This window comes from Sphingomonas glaciei (assembly GCF_023380025.1).
Taxonomy (GTDB): Bacteria; Pseudomonadota; Alphaproteobacteria; order Sphingomonadales; family Sphingomonadaceae; genus Sphingomicrobium; species Sphingomicrobium glaciei.
The window spans coordinates 1,457,641-1,478,554 of sequence record NZ_CP097253.1 but is presented as its reverse complement, the minus strand read 5'-3'; the positions used below and the strand labels follow the sequence as shown (position 1 = coordinate 1,478,554).

Sequence of the window (20,914 nt, the reverse complement as noted above, 5' to 3'; positions counted from 1 at the left end):
CTGTCCCGGCGCGGCATCGTGTTGCGCCGGGACAATTTTCTATCGCAGCCGCTTCAACTCCGCCGCGAGCAGCCGGAATTCCGCCTCGCGTGCGCTGCCCTGGCGCCAGATCAGCGCGATGTCGCGATTGGCCTGGTCCGACACCAGCGGCCGGACCTCGACACTTGTCCCGTCCAGCAGCCCCGCTTCCACCGCCATCTGCGGCACCAGCGTCACGCCCAGCCCATTGTCGACCATCTGCACCAGCGTGTGCAGGCTGGTCCCCAGCATCATCGCCGAGGCCCGCATCTCGGGCCGGTTGCACGCCGCCAGCGCATGGTCCTTGAGGCAATGCCCATCTTCCAGCAGCAGGAGGCGGCTGGCGCTGATCTCGTCCGCGCGGACCGTGTCCCCGCTGACCTCGCCCGGTGCGGAGGCGACCAGCAGCCGATCCTCGAAGAGAATTTCATACGCGATGTCGCCGCACTCGAACGGCAGCGCCAGCAGCGCGCAATCGACCGCTCCGCGCTGAAGCCCGTCGCAGGCCGCTCCGCTCGGCTCTTCGCGCAGGAACAGCTTGAGGCTGGGATGCTCGGCCCGCAGCCGAGGCAATAGCGGCGGGAGGAGGAAGGGCGCGATAGTCGGGATCACCGCCATGCGAAGCTCGCCGGTCAGCGGCTCGCGCTCGGCCTCGGCCATCTCGGCCAGTTCTTCCGCCGATCGCAGGACCAGCCGCGCCTTGGCGACGATGCGGCTGCCTAGCGGCGTGAAGCGGGTTACCCGCCTTGAGCGCTCGACCAGCGAGGATCCCAGCAAGGTCTCCAGCTCGCGCAGCGAAGCCGACAGCGTGGACTGCGTGATGAAGCAGCTCTCGGCCGCACGACCGAAGTGACCGTGGTCATGAAGGGCGACGAGATATTGGAGCTGGCGGAGGGTGGGAAGGAATGTGGTCATCGGTCCAATCGATCAATACAGCCGCCTTAAGTCATTTGATTGTTCAACGCCAAGCCCCCATATGGAACTATACGGAGCGATCTGGTTCCCCTGTTGGACCGCTCTAGGCCGCCGCCGCGTGATACCGTTACGGTCTTCCCCCCTTGGACCAGCGCTTCGCGGCGGCGGCCACCCCGCCTCTCTTGACCCCATCTGTGTTATTGGCTTAACACACCCCAGTCGTCCTGGGGGTATGGGTCATGCGCGTATCTGTTGCGATTCTCTTGGCGTCGGTGGCGTCCGCTGCTCCGGCAGCTCCGGCCAACCTCCAAAGCAGCGCCGCGGCGATCCTTTCCCAGGACGTGCCCGTCGACGGCCCGGGCGTCGCTGCGGTGATTAGCGAGAATGGGCGGATTGTGTGGAGCGGAGCCGCCGGCCGCGCCGACCTTGCGACCAAGGCTCCGCTCTCGCCCGACAGCGTCTTCCGCTACGCCTCGATCACCAAGCAGTTCACCGCTGCCCTGACGCTGAAACTGGTCGACGAAGGCCGGCTGTCGCTCGACGACACGCTCGGCAAGCTGCTGCCGTCCGAAACGCCGGCGGCGTGGCACCCGGTCACCGTCCGCCAGCTGCTCAATCACACCTCGGGCATCCCGAGCTACACGGCCAAGCCGGGCTTCATGGCCGAAGCCGCGACCTCCCGGTCGATCACCACCCAGGGGCTGATCGACGCTACCCGCGACATGCCGATGGACTTCGCGCCTGGGACCGCCTTCCGCTACAACAACAGTGGCTATGTCCTCCTGACCGCGCTGGTCGAAAAGGTCACCGGCAAGCGGTGGTACACCGCGCTGCGGGAAAAGATCACGGGTCCGCTCGGGCTGCGCTCGATCCACTGCGGCTGTGAGCCGGGAGCGGCGGAGGTCGCCGGCTATACCCGAGGCAATGGCCTGTCGCAGAAGATCGACATGAGTTTTCCAAGCGGGGCAGGGGCCCTCGTCGGCAATGTCGGCGATCTCGCCCGCTGGGCCGCGGCGCTGCACGGCGGCAAGGTGCTGAAGCCCGCCACCTACCAGGCAATGATCGCCCCGCAGCTGCCCGGCGGCGCTGCCGAGCGCTACGGCTTCGGCCTTTCGCGAGGCGAGGTGCGTGGACTCCAGACCATCGGTCACAATGGCGGAATCTTCGGCTTCAACACCGAAAGCCTCTACGTCCCCGACACGAAACTGTTCGTGGCGGTGCTGAGCAACAGCGACACGCGTGAGCCGGGTGCCGACACCACCGCCCGCCGCCTGCTCGCCAGCGCTGCCGGTGTGCCCTTTCCGATGATGACCGCGCAGGCTCTGGACACGAAAGCTGTCGAGCCTTTCCTCGGCGTCTACAAGTTTCCCGAAGCCGAGCGGCGTCTGCTGCTGCGCGACGGCAAGCTGTTCACCCAGCGTACCGGCAGCGAGGCGCTCGAAGTCTCTCCGGCCGGCAATGGCCGCTATTTCTACGGGCTGTCGTCTCTCAGCTATTTCGAGCTCACCCGCGGCGCCGACGGCAAGGCGGTGATGCGCTTCCATCCCAATGGCGCGATCAAGGCGGAACAGGGAATGTGGACTGGCGCCGCACCGGTCGAGGCAGCGTCGGTCACGCTCAGCCCCGCCGATCGTGCAGCGATGGCCGGGACTTACGCGATGGGTCCGGTGACTATGACCATCGCCGACACCGGGACGGGTCTGACCGGCCAGCTGACCGGGCAGCAACCCATCGCACTTGCCGCGACCGGCCGACGCGAGTTGCGGACCGTCGGCATCGACGCCCGGATGATGTTCGAGGAAGTGGACGGCAAGGTCGTCCGCGTGGTGCTTCACCAGAACGGCCGGACCATCCCGTTCGAACGCAAGCCCTGAATCAGTCCCGCAATGGGCTTCCGGCGAGCGCCTCGATGGTGGTCGCCGCGACTTCGCGAATCGCACCGCGATCGAGTCCGCAGGCGCGTGCGATTTCCTCGCCCGCCAGGCTGTCGCCGATCGCCAGCAGGGTAAGCGCCAGGGTCATCCGGTCGACCGGGCGGGGGTCACCCAGTGCGCGCATGGTGCGGATGATCCGCTCGATCGTGGCGATCACCGGCTCCAGCGCCTCGCGCTGGCGGGTCAGCGCGACCCAGCCGATCAGCTCGCCCGCACCCTCGCGGCGGAACGCTTCGAACATCGCGTCGACCACGTCGCGCTCGGTGGCGGTGCCGGCGCGGCGCTGCTTGATCACCCCTTCGATCGAGGCGGCGACGGTTTGCGCGATGTCCTCGGCCAGCGCGCGCTGAAGCCCGGCCGCGGAGCCGAAGTGATGGAGCAGGTTGGCGTGGGTCCGCCCGACCCGCGCGGCGACCGCCTGCAGCGTTACCGCTGCCGCGCCCTCGCTCTTGAGCAGCTCGCGCGCCGCCGCGACGGCCGCAGCGCGGCTCTCTTCCGGAGAGACCCTTTTCCGCAACAGCGGCTTTATTGACATTCTTGTAAGCAATCGCCAGTTGTGATGCTCAAAGGAGTGGAGGACGATAGTGAGCGTGGCAAGTGTCGAGCGAGTTTCGGTGACCCCGACAGACCTCACCATCACCCCGCGCGACCGCCGTTTCGGCCGTGAGGACAAGACCCCGCGCTGGTGGCTGAACGATTCGCCCTACGAGACCGCGCTGTTCAATGCGCTGTCGGCGACCTTCCCCAAGGGCGAGGCCTATTTCATCGAAAGCATCCGCGCCTTTCGCGATGCTGCCGACGACAAGCTGGCGGGCGAGATTCGCGCCTTCACCACCCAGGAAGTGATCCACAGCCGCGAGCATGTCGCCTTCAATCGCCGGGCCGCGGACTCGGGCTACGACCTCGCTCCGCTTGAACGGAAGGTCCAGGAAAGCCTCGACCTGTTGAAGGGCCGGCCGCCGATCCTCGACCTCGCCGCGACGATGGCGCTGGAGCATTTCACCGCGATCATCGCCCACGAACTCCTCGCCAACCCGCGCCACCTCGCCAATGCCGACCAGGCCACCGCCGACCTGTGGCGCTGGCATGCGGTGGAGGAGATCGAGCACAAGGGGGTCGCCTACGACACCTGGCTCGCCGCGACCAAGGACTGGACCCGCTACAAGCGCTGGAAGGTGAAGAGCATCCTGATGCTGCTGGTCACCCGCAACTTCGTCCAGCACCGGACCGAGGGCGTGCTCGAACTGCTTCGCCAAGACGGCATCACCGGCCTTCGCGCCTGGGCCGGCGCCTTGTGGGCGATGTGGGGCAAGCCCGGCCTGTTCCGCAAAGTCGGCGCCGCTTGGCTGAGCTACTTCCTGCCCCGCTTCCACCCCTGGAACGAGGACGACCGGGAACTCATCGCGGGCTGGGACGCGACCTACGACTATCGCCAGGACCCGCCCGCCCGGAAGGTACGGCGAGCGGCCTGACGGGGGTCACGCCGCGAGCATTTCCTCGCCCGCGGCCAGCTCCAGCGTGAACAGCCGGCACGGCACCTCGCTGCCCCGCGCGCAGCTGTGCCGCGGCACGGTGCGGCCGGTCGGCCGGAAGCCGAGCTTCTCGAGCACCCGGCCGCTGGCGGGGTTGTCGACGAAGTGCCCGGCCTCGAGCCGCGTCAGGCCGAGCGTCCGTGCGATCTCGATCAGCTGCCGGCCGGCCTCCAGCGCATAGCCATTTCCCCAATGCGCGCGGGCGATCCAGTAACCGAGTTCGACCCCGCCGCCGGGTGTGCGCGCAAAGCCCGCGCCGCCGATCAACTCGGGCTCGCCGTCGGTGCGGCGGAACAGCAGAAAGGTCGGCAGCACCGGATCCTTGGGCGCGTCGAGGAAGCTCTTCGCCTCCTCCAGCCCATAGGGCCACGGCGCCAGCGCCAGGTTGCGGACGATCGCTTCGTCGGCGATCGCCTGCGCCAGGGCAGGTGCATCCTCGGCCCAGCCGGGTCTCAGCAGCAATCTTTCGGTCCGCGCGAACATGGTCGTCTTCCTTCCCCTCGGCGGCCCCTTGGCAGGACCGCGTGACAGTTTCGGGAGAAGAAAAAGAAAGGGAGAAGAGGGGGCTTCCCTCTTCTCCCTTTCAGAACCCGCTTGTTAGTTGGTCCTGTACCGGGCTGCCCCCTCTTGGGGCGGCCCGTTATCGACCAACCCCCTATTCGGCTGCGTCCGCCATCGGCGCGTTAATAAGCGCCGCTACGTGGACGTACTTGCGGCCTTGGCGGCCGTCACGGAACTCGACTTTACCGTCGGTCAGCGCGAACAGGGTGTGATCCTTGCCGAGGCCGACGCCGGCACCCGGGTACACGCGCGTGCCGCGCTGACGCACGATGATGTTGCCAGCGACGACCGATTCGCCACCGAACTTCTTCACGCCGAGGCGCCGGCCCTCGGAATCGCGGCCGTTACGCGACGAGCCGCCTGCTTTCTTATGTGCCATGGTGTGTTACGCCTTCGGAGTCTTCTTGGCCTTGCCCTTAGCAGGCGCAGCATCCTGAGTCGAGTTGGTCACGTCCTGCGTGGCCTCGGTGCCGGCATCGGCCGGAACCACGCCCTCGCTCGAAGCGACCTGATGTTCGTCGATCTCGGCCGGAGCCGGAGCGGCCTTGGCCTTCTTCGGCGCCTTGGCCGGGTTCTCGCCGTCAGCCGCCGCAGCCTGCTGCTGCTGGCCCTGGCCGCCGACCGACACGATCTTCAGGATCGTGTGCTGCTGGCGGTGGCCGTTCTTGCGGCGATAGTTGTGGCGGCGACGCTTCTTGAAAACGACGACCTTTTCACCCTTGGCCTGGGCGATTATCTCTGCGGCCACGGTCAGGCCATCGGTCCCCTTGAGGTCCGAGCCATCGCCCGCGAGCAGCACGTCGCTCAAGGTGATGCTGTCACCGGCTTCACCGGCCAGCTTCTCGACGACGATCTTGTCTCCCGGTGACACGCGATACTGCTTGCCGCCGGTGCGCACGATAGCGAACATGGGCCTCTTCTCTTTTCTTTTGCTCAACAACGTTGATTTCTTGACCCATGCGACAGCGTGGCGCCGACCCGCGCGGGAAAGCGTGGCCCCTAAGAGAGGATGGCCGAAAGGTCAACCAGCAGGGTCGGTCGTGACGGGATAAGCCGTCGAGCTCTTGCAGCGTTCCATCGCGAACTTGGACGTGACGTTCTTGAGCGGACCGGCGGCGATCAGCTTGCCGTAGAAATCGTCGAAATGCGCCATGTCGCGAACCGCCACCCGCAGCCAATAGTCGGTTTCACCCGCCATGCGCACCACTTCCAGCACTTCGGGAAGGACGGACACCCCGGCCAGGAAGCGCTGCTGCCACTCGGGGCTGTGATCGCGCGCCTCGACCTCGATGAAAACGATCAGCCCGAGCCCGAGCGCGCGCGGATCGACCAGCGCAACCGTCCGCTCGATCACCCCGGCCGAGCGCAGCTTCTGGATCCGCCGCCAGCACGGGGTCGGCGACAGCCCGACTCGCGCGCCGATGTCGGCAACCGGCAAGGTCGCGTCTTCCTGGAGAATCGCGAGAATCCGGCGATCGGTATGATCCATTTTCATGATGGACGGTTTTTGAGCATGAACTTGCAACATTGCAAGCCGCCGCGCACCGCGCTTGTTATTCCTGCCACCCCCTTGCGAGCCCTCGTTCGTGAGGGCAAATTCCAAGCTGTTCCGAGCGGACTTGTCTTGATCAGAGCACGCAAGATTATTCCAACTTGGGATGGCCGGCCGCCTCGGCTCCTGTCGTGGCGGCCGGCCAATAGCCTTTCGCTTCCTTGAGAGAACTCGCCCCGGTGGAAGACCCTTCCGCCGGGGCTCTTTCGCGTCCGCTATGTGTCTCACGTGGGCCGCAATGTTGCAGCAATACTACATTGGTTCGGCAAACCGCGCTGTTGCGACTCGAAGTTCTTGGCGACAGCCCGACTTCGTCCATTGTCATGGTCATCGATGGGTTAACGGCGTCATCGGGACGTCAGCTTCGTCATCCATTGGGGGTTCGACACATGACCACTCGCCGTACCAGCGCCTTGTTCCTGACCATCAGCCCGCTTGCGCTTCTGGCCTCCGCACCTGCTGTGGCGCAGCAGAACCAGGAAGCGGTGCAGGAGGCGAATGTCGGCCAGGCCGCGGCCCAGGGCGACACCCCCGATCAGTCGACCATCGTCGTCACCGGTACCCGCCGAACCGACCGGACCGTGGCCGACTCGCCGGTTCCCGTCGATGTCATCTCGGCCGAATCCCTCGGCAACACCGGCTTCACCGAGGTCAACCGCGCGCTGACCCAGGAGGTGCCGAGCTTCAACTTCCCGCAGCCGTCGATCACTGACGGCACCGACGTGATCCGTCCCGCCACCCTGCGCGGCCTCGGGCCAGATCAGACCCTGGTGCTGATCAACGGTAAGCGCCGCCACAGCGCCGCGCTGCTCAACATCAACGGCTCGGTCGGACGCGGAACCAGCGCGGTCGACATCAACATGATCCCGACCATCGCGCTGAGCCGGGTCGAGGTGCTGCGCGACGGCGCCGCCGCCCAATATGGCTCGGATGCGATCGCCGGGGTCATCAACTTCCAGCTGCGCAGCGCCCGGCAGGGCGGCAAGGCCAGCGTCACCTATGGCAAATATTACACCGACGTGCAGGGCGTGCAGACCTACAATGGTGTCCAGACCAATGCCGATGGCTCGCCCGTCCTGACCCCGGACGGCGTCCTGACGCTCAACTACAGCGGTGACGAGCGCCGGCGGCGCGACGGACGGACAGTGACGCTTGCCGGCGTAGTCGCCGTTCCGCTCAATGCCGAGGGACAAGTAAACTTCGCTGCCGAGTGGCAGGACCGCAATCCGACCAATCGCACCGGCGCGGATCCGCGGCGCCAGTACAACCTGATCGGGACCGCTCTCGATCCGCGCGAACAGTCCATCAATCGCTTCAGCCACCGCTACGGCGACGCCGGCACGGTCGACTATAAATTCTGGGTCAATGCCGATCATCCGATCGGTGCCGCCGAGCTCTACCTGTTCGGCAACTTGAACCAGCGCAACGGCGAGAGTGCCGGCTTCTTCCGGCAGCCCCTCAACGGCAACAACATCGCCTCCATCTATCCAGACGGCTTCCTGCCGTTGATCAACACCAAGACCGAAGACCAGGCGGGAACGGTCGGCCTGCGCGGCGACGCCTCGGGATGGCGCTGGGACGTCTCGCTTCAATACGGTCGCAACATGACCGACTTCTTCATCACCAATACCCTCAATCGCTCGTTCGGACCGAGTTCGCCGACCCAGTTCGACAGCGGCGGGCTGCGTTACGGCCAGACACTCGCCAACCTCGACGTGACCCGTGATCTCGCGCTCGGCTTCGCCAGCAAGACCAGCCTGTCGCTCGGCGCCGAATATCGCCGTGAGAAGTTCGACATTCGCGCTGGCGAGATCGGATCCTACGCCAACGGCTCGTTTGGCGGTTCGCCCGGCGCTCAGGTGTTTCCGGGTTTCCAGCCGACCATTGCCGGCCAGCGGGTCGATCAGCCGCACAGCCGCAACAACAAGTCGCTTTATGCCGAAATCGATAGCGACATCACCGATGCGGTGAACATCCAGGGAGCGCTGCGCTACGAAGATTATTCGGATTTCGGCTCCGACCTCAACTGGAAGCTCGCCGGCCGGTTCGAGCCGGTCAACGGGATCGCCGTGCGCGCCTCAGCCTCGACCGGCTTCCGCGCACCGTCGCTTCAGCAGCAGTTCTTCGCCGCCGCCTCGACCCAGAACGTCAGCGGCGTGCTGCTCGACACCGTGACCCTACCGGTCAACAATCCGGCCGCGCAGGCGCTGGGTGCCAAGGAACTGAAGGCAGAGCAGAGCCAGAGCTATTCGGCCGGGCTGGTGTTCAGCGCCATTCCGCGCCTCAACGTGACCATCGACATCTACCAGGTGAAGATCGACGACCGCATCGTGGTCACGGAAAACCTCGGCGCGTTCGGATCGGCGGCCCAGAATGCCGCCGTCCGCCAAGTACTGACCGCCGCAGGCTTCCCGACCGTCACTGCTGCCCGATTCTTCCTCAACGGCGTCGACACCCGCACCCGCGGTCTCGATTTCGTGACGACCTATCGGATCGCCGATTTCATCGGTGGTCGCCTCAACCTCACCGGTGGCTTCAACTACAACAAGACCAAGATCACCCGGAACGCCGCCAACCAGGGCTCAGTCTCGACCATTCCGGGGCTCATCCTGTTCGGACGGCAGGAGTCGCTGCGCCTCGAGCAGGGCCAGCCACGGACCAAGATCAACGCGTCGCTCGACTTCGATCGCCAGTGGTTCGGGGCCACCCTCCGCGCCACCCGTTACGGCAAGGTGCTGGCGGCAGGCGCCGATCGCTTCAACGACGTCAATCTCGACGCCAAGACGATCACCGACCTCGAGCTGCGGTTCAAGCCGCTCGGCGACCGGCTGTCGCTGGCGCTTGGCGGCAACAACATCTTCGATGTCTACCCGACCAAGCTCCTGACCGGCCGCGGCATCGATCCCGATACCGGCCTCGCGCGCAACTATTCGGCCAACAACTACTTCCTGCCGTTCAGCAGCTTCTCGCCGTTCGGCTTCAACGGCCGTTACCTCTACGGCCGGGCCAGCATCGACTTCTGACTGACGCAGAAAGGGCGCCTCTCCCGCGATGGGGGAGGCGCCCTTCTTGTATCTTGGATCCGGCGACCAAGCCTAATGCCGGTGCTGCGGCCTCAACTTGTAGCGGCCGGGCTCGAACGCTTCGAACAGGTTGGCGATCGCCGGATGATCGACCGGCTCGTCCTCCTCATCGGCGACGAGGTTCTGCTGCGACACATAGGCGACGTAGCTGCCTTCGCCATTCTCGGCGAGCAGATGATAGAAGGGCTGGTCCTTGGACGGCCGGATTTCCATCGGAATCGCCTGATACCATTCCTCGCTGTTGGCGAAGACCGGATCGACGTCGAAGATCACCCCGCGGAAATCGAGCAGCCGGTGGCGGACCACCTCGCCGATGCCGAAGCGGGCACAGGCCATCGGAGGAGCTGTGATCTCGTCCATGGAGAGGGAACGCGTCTGAACCGGCATGGCTGCAACTTAAGGCTTCGGCGGCTGTCCGCAAGGGAAAGCCTCAGAAGGGGATGGGATCGCCCTTCCAGTCGAAGAAGCCGCCGCTGTCGGTGCGCAGCAGCCGGGCGAGGACGGCGGCGAGATGTTCGGCCGACTGTCGAGGCGTGAAAAGTCGCTCGGCCGGGACATTGGCCTGGAACGGCCGGCTCATCGCGGTGTCGACGGTTCCGGGGTGGAGCGCCACCACCACGCTGTCCGGGCGGGTCCGCGCCAGTTCCACCGCCGCGGTCCGCACGAATTGGTTGAGCGCCGCCTTGCTCGCCCGGTAGCCGTACCAGCCGCCGAGCCGGTTGTCGGCGATGCTCCCCACCCGCGCGGACAAAATCGCGACCTCGACCCGGCCCTGCCGCGCCAGAAGCGGGGCGAAATGGCGCAGCACCAGTGCCGGCCCGATCGTGTTGACCAGGAAACTGCGCTGGAGCCGCTCGGCATCGAGGTCGCGCAGCGAGCGTTCGGGCGCCAGCCCCTCGGCGTGAAGCAGGCCGGTCGCGACCACCAGCCGCTGCACGGCAGCGAAGGGAAGGGCGGCGGCCGCCCCCGCGATGCTTGACGGGTCGGCAAGGTCGATGCTCCCGGCCGCGCGCGACAATCGGTGCACCCGGTCGCCCCCTGCCTCGAAGCAGTCGGCGAGCGCCGCGCCGATCCCGCCCGACGCGCCGATGACGATGGTATCCATGGCCCCGTCCACTGCCGCGCCGCCGCTTTGGCGCCAAGCTGGTCCCTTGGGCCCTTTTGTCGCTAGGCAAGCCCCGGATGCGCTGCTAGGGGACCGCCCGCGACCCCCGGCTGCTGGCCGGGCCCACGTCTTGTTCCTCGCGGAGAGGTGGCTGAGTGGTCGAAAGCACCGCACTCGAAATGCGGCGTGCCTTCACGGGTACCGTGGGTTCGAATCCCACCCTCTCCGCCACTTACCTCGTTCAGACCGTGTCAGATGCAATCAACTGCACCCGAAATCGACGGTTTCAAGCACCTCTACGCTGAGCAGTTGCCATCATTGCGTCTCATTTGAGATCGTCAGGTGGGGGCACGGGTGGGGGGATCGAACAAGCAGATTGGGGGCACTGGCATAGCGATCACTGCAGTTCGGCCGGCTAGCGCATACAGTCTGGAGATCACTCAAGAGATCATCATTTGGCCTCAGCTGATATCAAGGCGATGCAAGTACATCGGCTCCAGTAGATGAATGCGAAGTCCTGGGACTAAGTTGTTAGTAACAGGGGAATGAAACGTGTTGAGTGATGCTAAGTGCAAGAGTGCCAAAGCCAGCACAAAGCCGTACAAGCTGTCAGACAGTGCCGGGCTTTTTCTCTTTGTCACACCGACCGGTCACAAGTCGTGGCGCTTAAAATATAGGTTTGGACGCAAGGAGAAGCAGCGGGTCTACGGAGCATATCCGACTGTCAGCCTTAGAGAGGCCCGGGAGCTCCGGGATGAGGACAAACGTCTTCTAGCTCAAGGGATCGACCCGGCTATCGAAGCCGCTCGGCGTCAGCTCAGCGCTCGTGTGATCGCTGCCGACACCTTCGAGGTTCTGGCTCGGGAATGGTATAGCGACCAAAAGATGCGCTGGACGGCGGTGCACTCGGCCGATGTCCTGACCAGCCTTGAGCGTGATGTCTTCCCGGACCTTGGGCGGCTGCCGCTCGAGACGATCAATGCACCCATTATCCTCGCCACACTCAAGAAAGTTCAGGAGAGAGGAGCCGTCGAGACCGCTCACCGGCTTCGTCAGCGCATCTCGGCGATATTCGCGTACGGGGTTGCAGGAGGGCGAGTCGCGGCTGATCCAGCGTCCACGCTGGGCAAAGCACTGCAACCGAAACCCACCGGGAAACGGTGGCCAGCCGTCAGGACGATCGAGGACGCCCGCGCGGTATTGAGCTTGAGCGATAATGCCGAGGTCTCGCCAACGCTAAAACTTGCGTCGCGCTTGCAAGCCATCACGGCGCAGAGACCGGGCATGATCCGCTGGCTACGGTGGGATGAGCTTCATCACCTGGATCTCAGCAGTGAGGGCGAGTGCCCCGACGCAATCTGGTGGATTCCAGCGGCAAAGATGAAGCAGGAGCTCTCGCTGCGACACAACGATGAATTCGCTCATCCTGTGCCGCTGGTCGCCGAAGCTGTCGAAGTCCTGCGAGCTTGCCATGCCATCAGTTCGGGCAGCGCCTTCGTCTTCCCTGGTGCGCGATCGGTCAAGAAGCCGATCAGCGAGAATGCGCTCAACTACCTTTACTTGAGAGAGGGACTTCGCGGGCGCCACGTTCCGCATGGATGGCGAAGCACCTTCTCGACCGTCATGAACGAGTGGGCCTTGAGCAATGGACGCAAGCAGGACCGGATGATTATTGACCTGATGCTTGCTCACCTGCCGACGGGCATCTCGGCAACCGAGCTCAAGTACAATCGAGCTGCCTTCATCGACAGGCGCCGCGAGCTATCTGCCCTCTGGGTAAGCATGCTGTTTAGCGACGCTCCTGCAGCGAGTGCGCTGCTCGAAGGCAGAAGGCGGCGACGACTCTGAAGGTTTCCCGCTCGGCCGCCTTGCGCACGCCCATAGGCACGAGTTCGTCGAGCTAGTGCAACGTCGGTCGATGGTGGAAAGCGGACCGGCAGCTTCTGGGCAAGACAGGCGAAAAGCAGACGCTTGTAGGTCTGCAGAGCTGAGAACAGGCAATGTCTTGTCACTATGCCACGCGCCGGTAGGGACGTGCGCTCCATGACCCTTCCCATCCAGCCTGCCGTCCTTGGCATCGATTTCGGCACGACCAACTCGGTCGCTGCCATTGCCGTTGATGGCGTCGCCTCACTTATCCCACTCCGAGGGCCGGAGGGTGCCGATCCCGTGTTCCGGTCTGCGCTTTGCTTCTGGGAAGATGAAAGCGGTATCGCTGTGGAAGCGGGTCCGTGGGCCGTGGACGAGTACCTAGCGTACCCTGAGGGGAGCCGGTTCATACAATCGTTCAAGACGGTCGCCGCCTCATCCCACTTTCTTCACGCGAGCATCTTCGATCGCCGTTACCGCTTCGAAGATCTGGGTGCCTTGTTCCTGGAGAAAATGATGCAGCGATCCGGCGGTGCGATGGAGCAGCGAGACAGGCGCGTAATTGTAGGCCGTCCGGTCGTGTTTGCAGGGCACCGTCCGGATGAAGGGCTTGCCCGAGAACGCTACAATGCCGTCTTTGCTGGGCTGGGTGCCGACATATCCTATGTCTACGAGCCCCTCGGCGCTGCCTTCAGCTTCGCCTCTGAGCTCCGTAACGCCGCAACTGTTCTCGTTGCGGACTTCGGTGGCGGCACAAGCGACTTCTCGATTGTACGGATCGAGGAACCTGGCCGAGTTAAGCGCTGCACGCCGCTGAGCCACGCTGGCGTAGGCATTGCAGGGGATCGTTTTGACCGCCGCATTCTTGATAACGTGGTGCTGCCACTACTCGGCAAGGGCGGGCAGTATCGGTCCTTCGACAAGGTGCTCGAGATCCCGTCCGGATGGTTCGCCGAATTTGCCGACTGGTCCCGGCTAGCCTTTATGCGAAATCGGAAGACCCTTGCGGAACTCGCCAAGCTGCAGCGTTCGGCAATCGATCCTGTGCCGATTGAGAGGATGGTCTCCATCATCGAGCAGGAACTTGGATATGCGCTGTACGAGGCGGTCGGAAAGGTGAAGCGTGCACTCTCCTCGGCTGAGATTGCAAACTTCAGCTTTTCTGGCGGAGGTCTCTCGATCGAGGCGGAAGTCACGCGGGCGGACTTCGAGCGCTGGATTGCCCCAGACCTCGCCCGTATCGAAGAAGCTGTAGATCTCGCCTTATCGCGCGCAGGTATCGGTACTGCAGAGATCGACCGGGTCTTTCTGACAGGCGGAAGCTCGCTTATCCCTCGTGTGCGCCACTTGTTCTCTGAGCGCTTCGGGGCTGATCGCATTGCGAGCGGCAATGAGCTCACATCCATTGCTCACGGCCTAGCCCTTATAGGCAGCGAGCCCGATCTCTCCGCTTGGGCGATCTAAATGAAGCCAACTGCATTCAGGCAGGCTGCACCCGGCGACTGCTCCTGGTGGAAAGCGGAATGGCAGCTTTCAGGTTAGCAGGGGCGGAAAGCCGACGCATAATCACCCAAGAAGGCCATGTCTGCTTACCGCGAGAAGCCACCAAGCCGCACGAGTCGTAAATACGGCCGCGGCGCAAGTTGCTCCCTGTGCTCAGAAGCTTCACACGCCGTCAGCGAACTGCTCGACGCAAGCTCCAATCAAGAAATGCGATGTTGCCGGTCAAAGCTGAAACCTAGAATCAGTAAGGCAAGAACAGGGCATCACGGACTGCGCTTCTTCTTGACCGCATTGCTCAGCCACCGATTCGCTGCTGACCGCAGGCGATCCAATCGTGATTGATGCTGCGACGCTAGCGCGCTCGTCCGTAACGATTTTTACGGTAGATTGCGGCAAGGATGATCAAGAAGGCGGCTAGCCGGACCAAGTAGATCCAAGCTCGGTCTTCCCCTTGAACGCCGGATAGCGCCAGCAATCCCTGAGCGAGCGCCATCAGCGCGAACGCCAGGGAGAAGGCAGAGAACAGGGGATCGTGCGTCCGCTTCCAGAAGCGCAGAAAAAAGAGGGCTGCCAGAAGAAATCCAGTGCTCGCCGCGCCGGACAGGAACACGTAAAGCGTCACGCTTCTTCCTCCAGGTCCCAGACAAACCCAAACAGCAAGGTGCCTACGCCGATTAAGGCGAGGAGCGTTCGGGAGACGCTGAGATCCTGTTCGGCCAAGAAGAGGAGATCTGCGACCAGCAGGAGATTGCTTGCGGCCAGGAAGACGAAGCAGAGCGAACTCCACAGCAGCAGCCGGGCGCCCGAACGGAGGAAACCCCTGGCTAAAAGGAAGGCACAAGCGCTGCTCGTCAGAAAGCAGAGCGCGTAGACGGCCGAAGCAAGAACTCCGTCCACCTTAATTCCCTCTCAACAGGAAGGCGTTCGAGAAGGCATCAAGACCGCTCGTACTGCCGCCAACAATTATGCGACGCACGGCGTCCGGCTTCTTAGCATAAAGTTCTTCTACTTCCTCTATCCGCGTCAACAGGTCCGGTGAGGCGGGTTTGAATTCGGCGCGGCCGTCAACGTCGAAAAGGGCGAGGCCCGCCGCAACCAGGCCGTCGAGGCTTTGCTGCACGACCAACTCGCTTGCTCGCAATTGAGCGATGAGCTCGCTGCGATCATGCAGCCCCGGCGAGCGCTTCAGCAGCAAAAGCAATTCAAGTGACCACACGGATTTGAAAGAAGCTGCGATGAATCGCTTCAGAGCCTCGGGAGCAGGCATCGATGGTGGCAGGTCTCTCGGCAAGAGGAGCGGACCCGCTACCAGCGGCGCGTCCGTAGCCGCAAGCCCCTTTTACCAATGGAGCCATGGGCATCGCACTTTACGGCGTGTAGAGGTTAGGGTTCTTACTGCCGCATCGAACATGGTCGGGGGGCCGCGTGCTGAACTGTGAGCGGGGGGAGAGACGACCACGGAGAGATAAGTGAACGCTCAAGCATCTCGCGAATTTCTCGATCGCCGCCAGCTCGTTTCGGCGCTTCGTGCGCTTCGACGCGGCGATTTCACCGTTCGCATGCCGGAAGAAGGTGACGGCATTGATGAGGAAGTCGCCACGCTCTTCAACGAAGTCGTTTCGCTAAACGAGGACATGGCTCAGGAATTCGAGCGTCTCTCACGAGTGGTCGGCAAGGAAGGCAAGATCAATCATCGCGGCCGTGTGAAGAACGCGCGCGGTGGTTGGGAAACTGCCATTCGCTCGGTCAACGAGCTGATCGAGGACATGGTGCAGCCGACTGCCGAGGTCGCGCGCGTCATCGGTGCCGTGGCCAAGGGCGACTTGTCCCAAACGATGACTGTCGAGATCGACGGTCGTCCACTTAGGGGCGAGTTCCTGCGTATCGGCAAGGTGGTTAACACCATGGTCGAGCAGCTCGGCTCCTTTTCGGCCGAGGTGACCCGCGTGGCGCGTGAAGTCGGCACAGAGGGCAAGCTCGGCGGACAGGCCAACGTGCGCGGCGTTGCCGGCACCTGGAAGGACCTCACCGACAATGTGAACGCGATGGCGACCAACCTCACGGGGCAAGTCCGCAACATCGCCGAGGTGACCACCGCTGTGGCCCGCGGCGACTTGTCCAAGAAGATCACCGTGGAGGTGAAGGGCGAAATTCTCGAGCTGAAGAACACCATCAACGTGATGGTCGATCAGCTGAACGGCTTCGCTTCCGAAGTGACCCGCGTCGCGCGCGAGGTTGGTACTGAGGGCAAGCTTGGCGGTCAGGCCCGGGTCGAAGGCGTCGCCGGAACTTGGAAGGATCTCACGGACAACGTGAACCTTATGGCCGACAACCTTACCGGCCAGGTCCGCAACATCGCCGAAGTGACCACCGCTGTCGCCAAGGGCGATCTGTCGAAGAAGATTACTGTGGACGTTCGCGGCGAAATCCTCGAGCTCAAGAATACCATCAACACCATGGTCGACCAGCTCAACGGCTTCGCCTCCGAAGTGACCCGCGTGGCGCGCGAGGTCGGCACCGAGGGCAAGCTTGGCGGTCAGGCGCAGGTGCCGGGCGTCGCAGGCACCTGGGCCGATCTTACGAACAACGTGAACTCGATGGCTGCGAACCTGACGGGCCAGGTCCGCAACATCGCCGAAGTGACCACCGCCGTTGCCAAGGGCGATCTTTCCAAGAAGATCACCGTCGACGTGCGCGGCGAAATCCTCGAACTCAAGAACACCATCAACACCATGGTCGACCAGCTTAACGGCTTCGCCTCCGAGGTGACCCGCGTCGCCCGCGAAGTGGGGTCCGAAGGCAAGCTTGGCGGTCAGGCGCAGGTGCCCGGCGTCGGCGGTACCTGGGCCGATCTTACGGACAGCGTGAACCTGATGGCCGGCAATCTGACTGGGCAGGTCCGCAACATCGCCGAAGTGACCACCGCCGTGGCGCGCGGCGACTTGTCCAAGAAGATCACCGTGGAGGTGAAAGGCGAAATTCTTGAGCTGAAGAACACCATCAACACTATGGTCGATCAGCTCAACGGCTTTGCGTCCGAAGTGACGCGCGTCGCCCGCGAAGTGGGATCCGAAGGCAAGCTAGGCGGGCAGGCGCAGGTTGAAGGCGTCGCCGGCACCTGGGCCGATCTAACCGAGAGCGTGAACCTCATGGCTGGCAACCTGACCGGTCAGGTCCGCAATATCGCCGAGGTGACCACTGCCGTCGCCCGCGGCGACTTGTCCAAGAAAATTACGGTCGACGTGAAAGGCGAAATCCTTGAGCTCAAGGACACCATCAACGTCATGGTCGACCAGCTCAATGGCTTTGCGTCCGAAGTGACCCGTGTGGCCCGCGAAGTGGGGACCGAGGGCAAGCTTGGAGGCCAGGCCCAGGTGCCAGGCGTCGGCGGCACGTGGAAGGACCTCACCGACAATGTGAACGCCATGGCCGCCAACCTGACTGGTCAGGTGCGCAACATCGCCGAAGTGACCACCGCCGTGGCGCTGGGCGACCTATCAAAAAAGATTACCGTCGACGTGAAGGGGGAGATCCTCGAGCTTAAGAACACTATCAACACGATGGTTGACCAGCTCAACTCCTTCGCGTCCGAGGTGACCCGCGTGGCGCGCGAAGTCGGAACCGAGGGCAAGCTCGGCGGTCAGGCTCAGGTTCCGGGCGTCGCGGGCACCTGGGCCGACCTCACGGACAACGTGAACCTGATGGCGGCGAATCTGACTGGCCAGGTCCGCAACATCGCCGACGTGACAACTGCGGTCGCCAAGGGTGATTTGTCCAAGAAGATCACGGTCGACGTGAAGGGCGAAATTCTCGCGCTTAAGAACACCATCAACACCATGGTCGACCAGCTGAACGGCTTCGCCTCCGAAGTGACCCGCGTGGCGCGTGAGGTGGGGACCGAAGGCAAACTTGGCGGTCAGGCGCAGGTGCCGGGCGTCGGCGGCACCTGGAAGGATCTTACGGACAACGTGAACTTGATGGCGACCAACCTCACCAACCAGGTGCGCGGCATCGCAGACGTCGTGACCGCCGTGGCCCAGGGCAACCTCAAGCGTAAGCTGACGGTGGACGCCAAGGGTGAGATTGCCGCGCTTGCGGAAACGATCAATTTCATGATCGATACGCTTGCGACCTTTGCCGACCAGGTCACCAACATGGCCCGCGAGGTCGGCATCGAGGGCAAGCTTGGCGGTCAGGCCCGCGTGCCTGGCGCAGCGGGCCTGTGGCGCGACCTTACCGACAACGTGAACCAGCTCGCCGCTAACCTGACCAACCAGGTGCGCTCGATCGCGGACGTCGCCACCGCCGTTACCAAGGGCGACCTTTCCCGCTCCATCGCGGTGGAGGCCTCGGGCGAAATGGCCGCGCTCAAGGACAACATCAACGAGATGATCCGCAACCTCAAGGAACAGACCTTGAAGAATGCGGAGCAGGATTGGCTCAAGACCAATCTCGCGCGCTTCAGCCGAATGCTGCAGGGCGAACGCGACCTTGCCACCGTGTCCAACCTCATCATGTCGGAACTCGCACCGCTGGTGAACGCGCAATATGGCGTCTTCTACGTCACCAAGCGCGAGGAAGAGGAAACCAAGTTGGAGCTGGTTGCCAGCTACGGCGCGGAAAGCCCCGACCACCTCCGCAAGGAGTTCAAGCTCCGCGAAGGCCTGGTCGGCCAAGCTGCCGCTGACCGCCGTCCGATCCTGCTCAAGGACGTCCCGAATGACTTCATCCGGATCGGCTCAGGCCTCGGCCACGCCAAGCCAGCCAACGTCAACATTTTGCCTGCGCTCTTCGAAGATGACGTGAAGGCCGTAATCGAGCTCGCCTCGTTCAGCGAGTTCAACGAAACGCACCAGAGCTTCCTCGACCAGCTGATGGAATCGGTCGGCATCGTGCTCAACACGATCGCGGCCACAATGCGTACCGAGGGTCTGCTAAAGCAGTCACAGCTGCTAACGCAGGAACTTCAGGCCCGCCAGACCGAGCTTACCACCAAGCAGGAGGAGCTGCACGCGACCAACGAGGAGCTGCAGGAGAAGGCGCAGCTGCTTGAGAATGAGAAAAAGCAGGTCGAGGCCAAGAATATCGAGATCGACATGGCCCGCCGGGCTGTCGAGGAGAAAGCCGAGCAGCTGGCGCTCACGTCCAAGTACAAGTCCGAATTCCTGGCGAACATGAGCCACGAACTGCGCACGCCGCTCAATTCACTGCTGATCCTATCCAAGCTTCTGGCCGACAACCAACAGGGCAATCTCAACGACAAGCAGGTGGAGTTCGCCCGGACGATCCACTCGGCCGGCTCCGATCTTCTCAGCCTCATCAACGACATCCTCGATTTGTCGAAGATCGAATCCGGCACCGTCAGCATCGAGGTCGGAGAACTTCCGCTCGTCAGCTTCAAGCAGCACATGGAGCGAACCTTCCGCCAGCTTGCGGCAGACAAGAACCTCGAGTTCGACGTCAACTTCGAAGCGACGCTGCCCGAGGCCATTCGTACCGACGAGAAGAGGCTCCAGCAGATCGTTCTCAATCTGCTGTCCAACGCCTTCAAGTTCACCGCCCGCGGCAGCGTAACCCTCAACGTCAGCACGGCGACCAAGGGGTGGAGCCCGACTCACCCGGTGCTCCGCAATGGCGATCGTGCGATTGCAATCGCGGTCACCGACACGGGGATCGGTATTCCCGAAGACAAGCAGAAGCTCATCTTCGAAGCCTTCCAGCAGGCCGACGGGACGACCAGCCGTAAATATGGCGGCACCGGCCTTGGTTTATCGATCAGCCGCGAGATAGCTCGCTTGCTCGGCGGCGAACTGCAGGTTCGCTCCAAGCCCGGAGTCGGGTCGACCTTCACGCTCTTCGTGCCGCTCGATGCCGTGCCGTTAAACGCTGCAGCCGCTGGGGGCGGGACCAGTGCCCGCTACGAAAATAGCGGCGCAAGCGTCCCGACGGCGCTTCCAGGCTTCGAAGTCCAGGACGACCGCGATGACCTGGGCAAGGATCCCTTTGTCCTGATCGTCGAGGACGATACCGCCTTTGCCGCCATCCTGCTGGATCAGGCGCGCGAAGCCGGCCTCAAGGGCGTGGTCTCCGCCGCCGGGTCCGGCACGCTGGCGCTTGCCCGCAAGCTGAAGCCCCACGCCATCACTCTCGATCTTGGGCTCAGCGACATCGATGGTTTCGTTCTGCTCGATCTTCTGAAGCACGATCCCGATACGACGCATCTGCCGATCCACGTTATCTCCGGCGCAGATCGCAGCGCCTCTGTGCTGGCGATGGGGGCGGTGGGCGTTACAGAGAAGCCGGCTGATCAGGACGAGCTGGGCAAGGTCTTCCGCAACCTGCTGAGCGAGGCAAAGAAGGGCAAGCGCAAGCGCGCGCCAGCTTCGTCGACCAGCCAGCCGCCTCGCGAAGTCGCCGAGCTGGTGGGCACCAAGGTCCTCATCGTTGATGACGACATCCGCAACATCTTCTCGTTGACCAGCGTGCTCGAAAGTTACGGTGTCGAGGTTCTGCACGCCGAACGCGGCAAGGAAGGCATCGGTATCCTCGAGCGGACGGATGGCATCGATGCGGCCTTGATCGACATCATGATGCCGGAAATGGACGGCTACGAGACGATGCGGCAGATTCGCCAGCGTCCGCAACTCGCCGAAGTGCCGCTGATCGCAGTGACAGCCAAGGCGATGAAGGGCGATCGCCAGAAGTGCCTCGACGCTGGTGCGTCCGATTACATCGCAAAACCGGTCGACATCGAATTGCTGCTCGCCCTCCTGCGCGTATGGATAGCACGTAACCGTGAGTTGACCCCTGTCAGCCACGACATTGTCGAGGCTGCTGAATAA

General features: G+C 63.4%; 16 protein-coding genes, 1 tRNA gene and 1 pseudogene. 7 read left to right on the top strand and 11 right to left on the bottom strand.

What is annotated here, in order from left to right; translation table 11 throughout:
* Positions 1 to 39: 39 nt before the first annotated feature.
* On the bottom strand, positions 40 to 933 hold the full coding sequence (locus M1K48_RS07265) for a hydrogen peroxide-inducible genes activator (protein WP_249453926.1): 894 nt from the start codon (positions 931 to 933) through the stop codon (positions 40 to 42).
* Positions 934 to 1,172: 239 nt separating this feature from the next.
* Here M1K48_RS07265 and M1K48_RS07260 point away from each other — a divergent pair, with 239 nt between their 5' ends.
* Positions 1,173 to 2,807: a serine hydrolase domain-containing protein gene (locus M1K48_RS07260; protein ID WP_249453925.1), complete on the top strand. Its 1,635-nt coding sequence runs from the start codon at positions 1,173 to 1,175 to the stop codon at positions 2,805 to 2,807.
* 1 nt (position 2,808) lies between these two features.
* On the opposite strand, the gene M1K48_RS07255 is transcribed toward M1K48_RS07260, so the two are convergent.
* Positions 2,809 to 3,384 (bottom strand): TetR/AcrR family transcriptional regulator, encoded by a 576-nt coding sequence (locus M1K48_RS07255; protein WP_249453924.1) that lies wholly within the window; start codon positions 3,382 to 3,384, stop codon positions 2,809 to 2,811.
* A gap of 97 nt (positions 3,385 to 3,481) precedes the next feature.
* Between M1K48_RS07255 and M1K48_RS07250 the strand changes: the two genes are divergently transcribed.
* Positions 3,482 to 4,339 carry a metal-dependent hydrolase gene (locus M1K48_RS07250; RefSeq protein ID WP_249453922.1) on the top strand — a complete coding sequence of 286 codons (858 nt, stop codon included), beginning with the start codon at positions 3,482 to 3,484 and terminating at the stop codon, positions 4,337 to 4,339.
* 6 nt (positions 4,340 to 4,345) lie between these two features.
* Here the strand turns inward: M1K48_RS07250 and M1K48_RS07245 are convergent, their stop codons facing one another.
* The 4 genes and pseudogenes from M1K48_RS07245 to M1K48_RS07230 form a co-directional block, all read right to left on the bottom strand.
* Positions 4,346 to 4,882: a GNAT family N-acetyltransferase gene (locus M1K48_RS07245; protein ID WP_249453920.1), complete on the bottom strand. Its 537-nt coding sequence runs from the start codon at positions 4,880 to 4,882 to the stop codon at positions 4,346 to 4,348.
* A 172-nt stretch (positions 4,883 to 5,054) separates the two neighbouring features.
* On the bottom strand, positions 5,055 to 5,339 hold the full coding sequence (gene rpmA / locus M1K48_RS07240; protein ID WP_168067136.1) for a 50S ribosomal protein L27: 285 nt from the start codon (positions 5,337 to 5,339) through the stop codon (positions 5,055 to 5,057).
* 144 nt (positions 5,340 to 5,483) lie between these two features.
* A pseudogene (gene rplU, locus M1K48_RS07235) lies at positions 5,484 to 5,870 on the bottom strand (50S ribosomal protein L21); the annotation flags it as partial.
* 111 nt (positions 5,871 to 5,981) lie between these two features.
* Positions 5,982 to 6,455: an Lrp/AsnC family transcriptional regulator gene (locus tag M1K48_RS07230; protein ID WP_249453917.1), complete on the bottom strand. Its 474-nt coding sequence runs from the start codon at positions 6,453 to 6,455 to the stop codon at positions 5,982 to 5,984.
* A 446-nt stretch (positions 6,456 to 6,901) separates the two neighbouring features.
* Between M1K48_RS07230 and M1K48_RS07225 the strand changes: the two genes are divergently transcribed.
* Entirely contained in the window at positions 6,902 to 9,535 is a 2,634-nt protein-coding gene (locus M1K48_RS07225; RefSeq protein WP_249453916.1) for a TonB-dependent receptor plug domain-containing protein, read from the top strand.
* 72 nt (positions 9,536 to 9,607) lie between these two features.
* On the opposite strand, the gene hspQ is transcribed toward M1K48_RS07225, so the two are convergent.
* Positions 9,608 to 9,955, bottom strand: a complete 348-nt coding sequence (hspQ, locus tag M1K48_RS07220; protein WP_249453915.1) for a heat shock protein HspQ — start codon at positions 9,953 to 9,955, stop codon at positions 9,608 to 9,610.
* A 70-nt stretch (positions 9,956 to 10,025) separates the two neighbouring features.
* Entirely contained in the window at positions 10,026 to 10,700 is a 675-nt protein-coding gene (locus M1K48_RS07215) for an SDR family NAD(P)-dependent oxidoreductase (protein ID WP_249453914.1), read from the bottom strand.
* Positions 10,701 to 10,841: 141 nt separating this feature from the next.
* On the opposite strand from M1K48_RS07215, the gene M1K48_RS07210 reads away from it, so the two are divergent.
* The 3 genes from M1K48_RS07210 to M1K48_RS07200 all read left to right on the top strand — a co-directional run bounded on the left by M1K48_RS07210 (position 10,842) and on the right by M1K48_RS07200 (position 14,033).
* Positions 10,842 to 10,931, top strand: a tRNA-Ser gene (locus M1K48_RS07210).
* Positions 10,932 to 11,252: 321 nt separating this feature from the next.
* Positions 11,253 to 12,548, top strand: a complete 1,296-nt coding sequence (locus M1K48_RS07205; protein ID WP_249453913.1) for a tyrosine-type recombinase/integrase — start codon at positions 11,253 to 11,255, stop codon at positions 12,546 to 12,548.
* Positions 12,549 to 12,743: 195 nt separating this feature from the next.
* On the top strand, positions 12,744 to 14,033 hold the full coding sequence (locus tag M1K48_RS07200; protein ID WP_249453912.1) for an Hsp70 family protein: 1,290 nt from the start codon (positions 12,744 to 12,746) through the stop codon (positions 14,031 to 14,033).
* Between the two features lie 391 nt (positions 14,034 to 14,424).
* Here M1K48_RS07200 and M1K48_RS07195 read toward each other — a convergent pair whose 3' ends face one another.
* The 3 genes from M1K48_RS07195 to M1K48_RS07185 are packed head-to-tail and all read right to left on the bottom strand — an operon-like array spanning position 14,425 to position 15,339.
* Complete coding sequence (locus M1K48_RS07195) at positions 14,425 to 14,694, bottom strand: DUF5985 family protein (protein ID WP_249453911.1); 270 nt, start codon at positions 14,692 to 14,694, stop codon at positions 14,425 to 14,427.
* Positions 14,691 to 14,969, bottom strand: a complete 279-nt coding sequence (locus tag M1K48_RS07190) for a DUF5985 family protein (protein ID WP_249453910.1) — start codon at positions 14,967 to 14,969, stop codon at positions 14,691 to 14,693. The genes M1K48_RS07195 and M1K48_RS07190 overlap by 4 nt, the downstream gene beginning before the upstream one ends.
* 1 nt (position 14,970) lies before the next feature.
* Positions 14,971 to 15,339, bottom strand: a complete 369-nt coding sequence (locus tag M1K48_RS07185; RefSeq protein ID WP_249453908.1) for a hypothetical protein — start codon at positions 15,337 to 15,339, stop codon at positions 14,971 to 14,973.
* Positions 15,340 to 15,541: 202 nt separating this feature from the next.
* On the opposite strand from M1K48_RS07185, the gene M1K48_RS07180 reads away from it, so the two are divergent.
* Entirely contained in the window at positions 15,542 to 20,914 is a 5,373-nt protein-coding gene (locus M1K48_RS07180; protein ID WP_249453906.1) for a HAMP domain-containing protein, read from the top strand.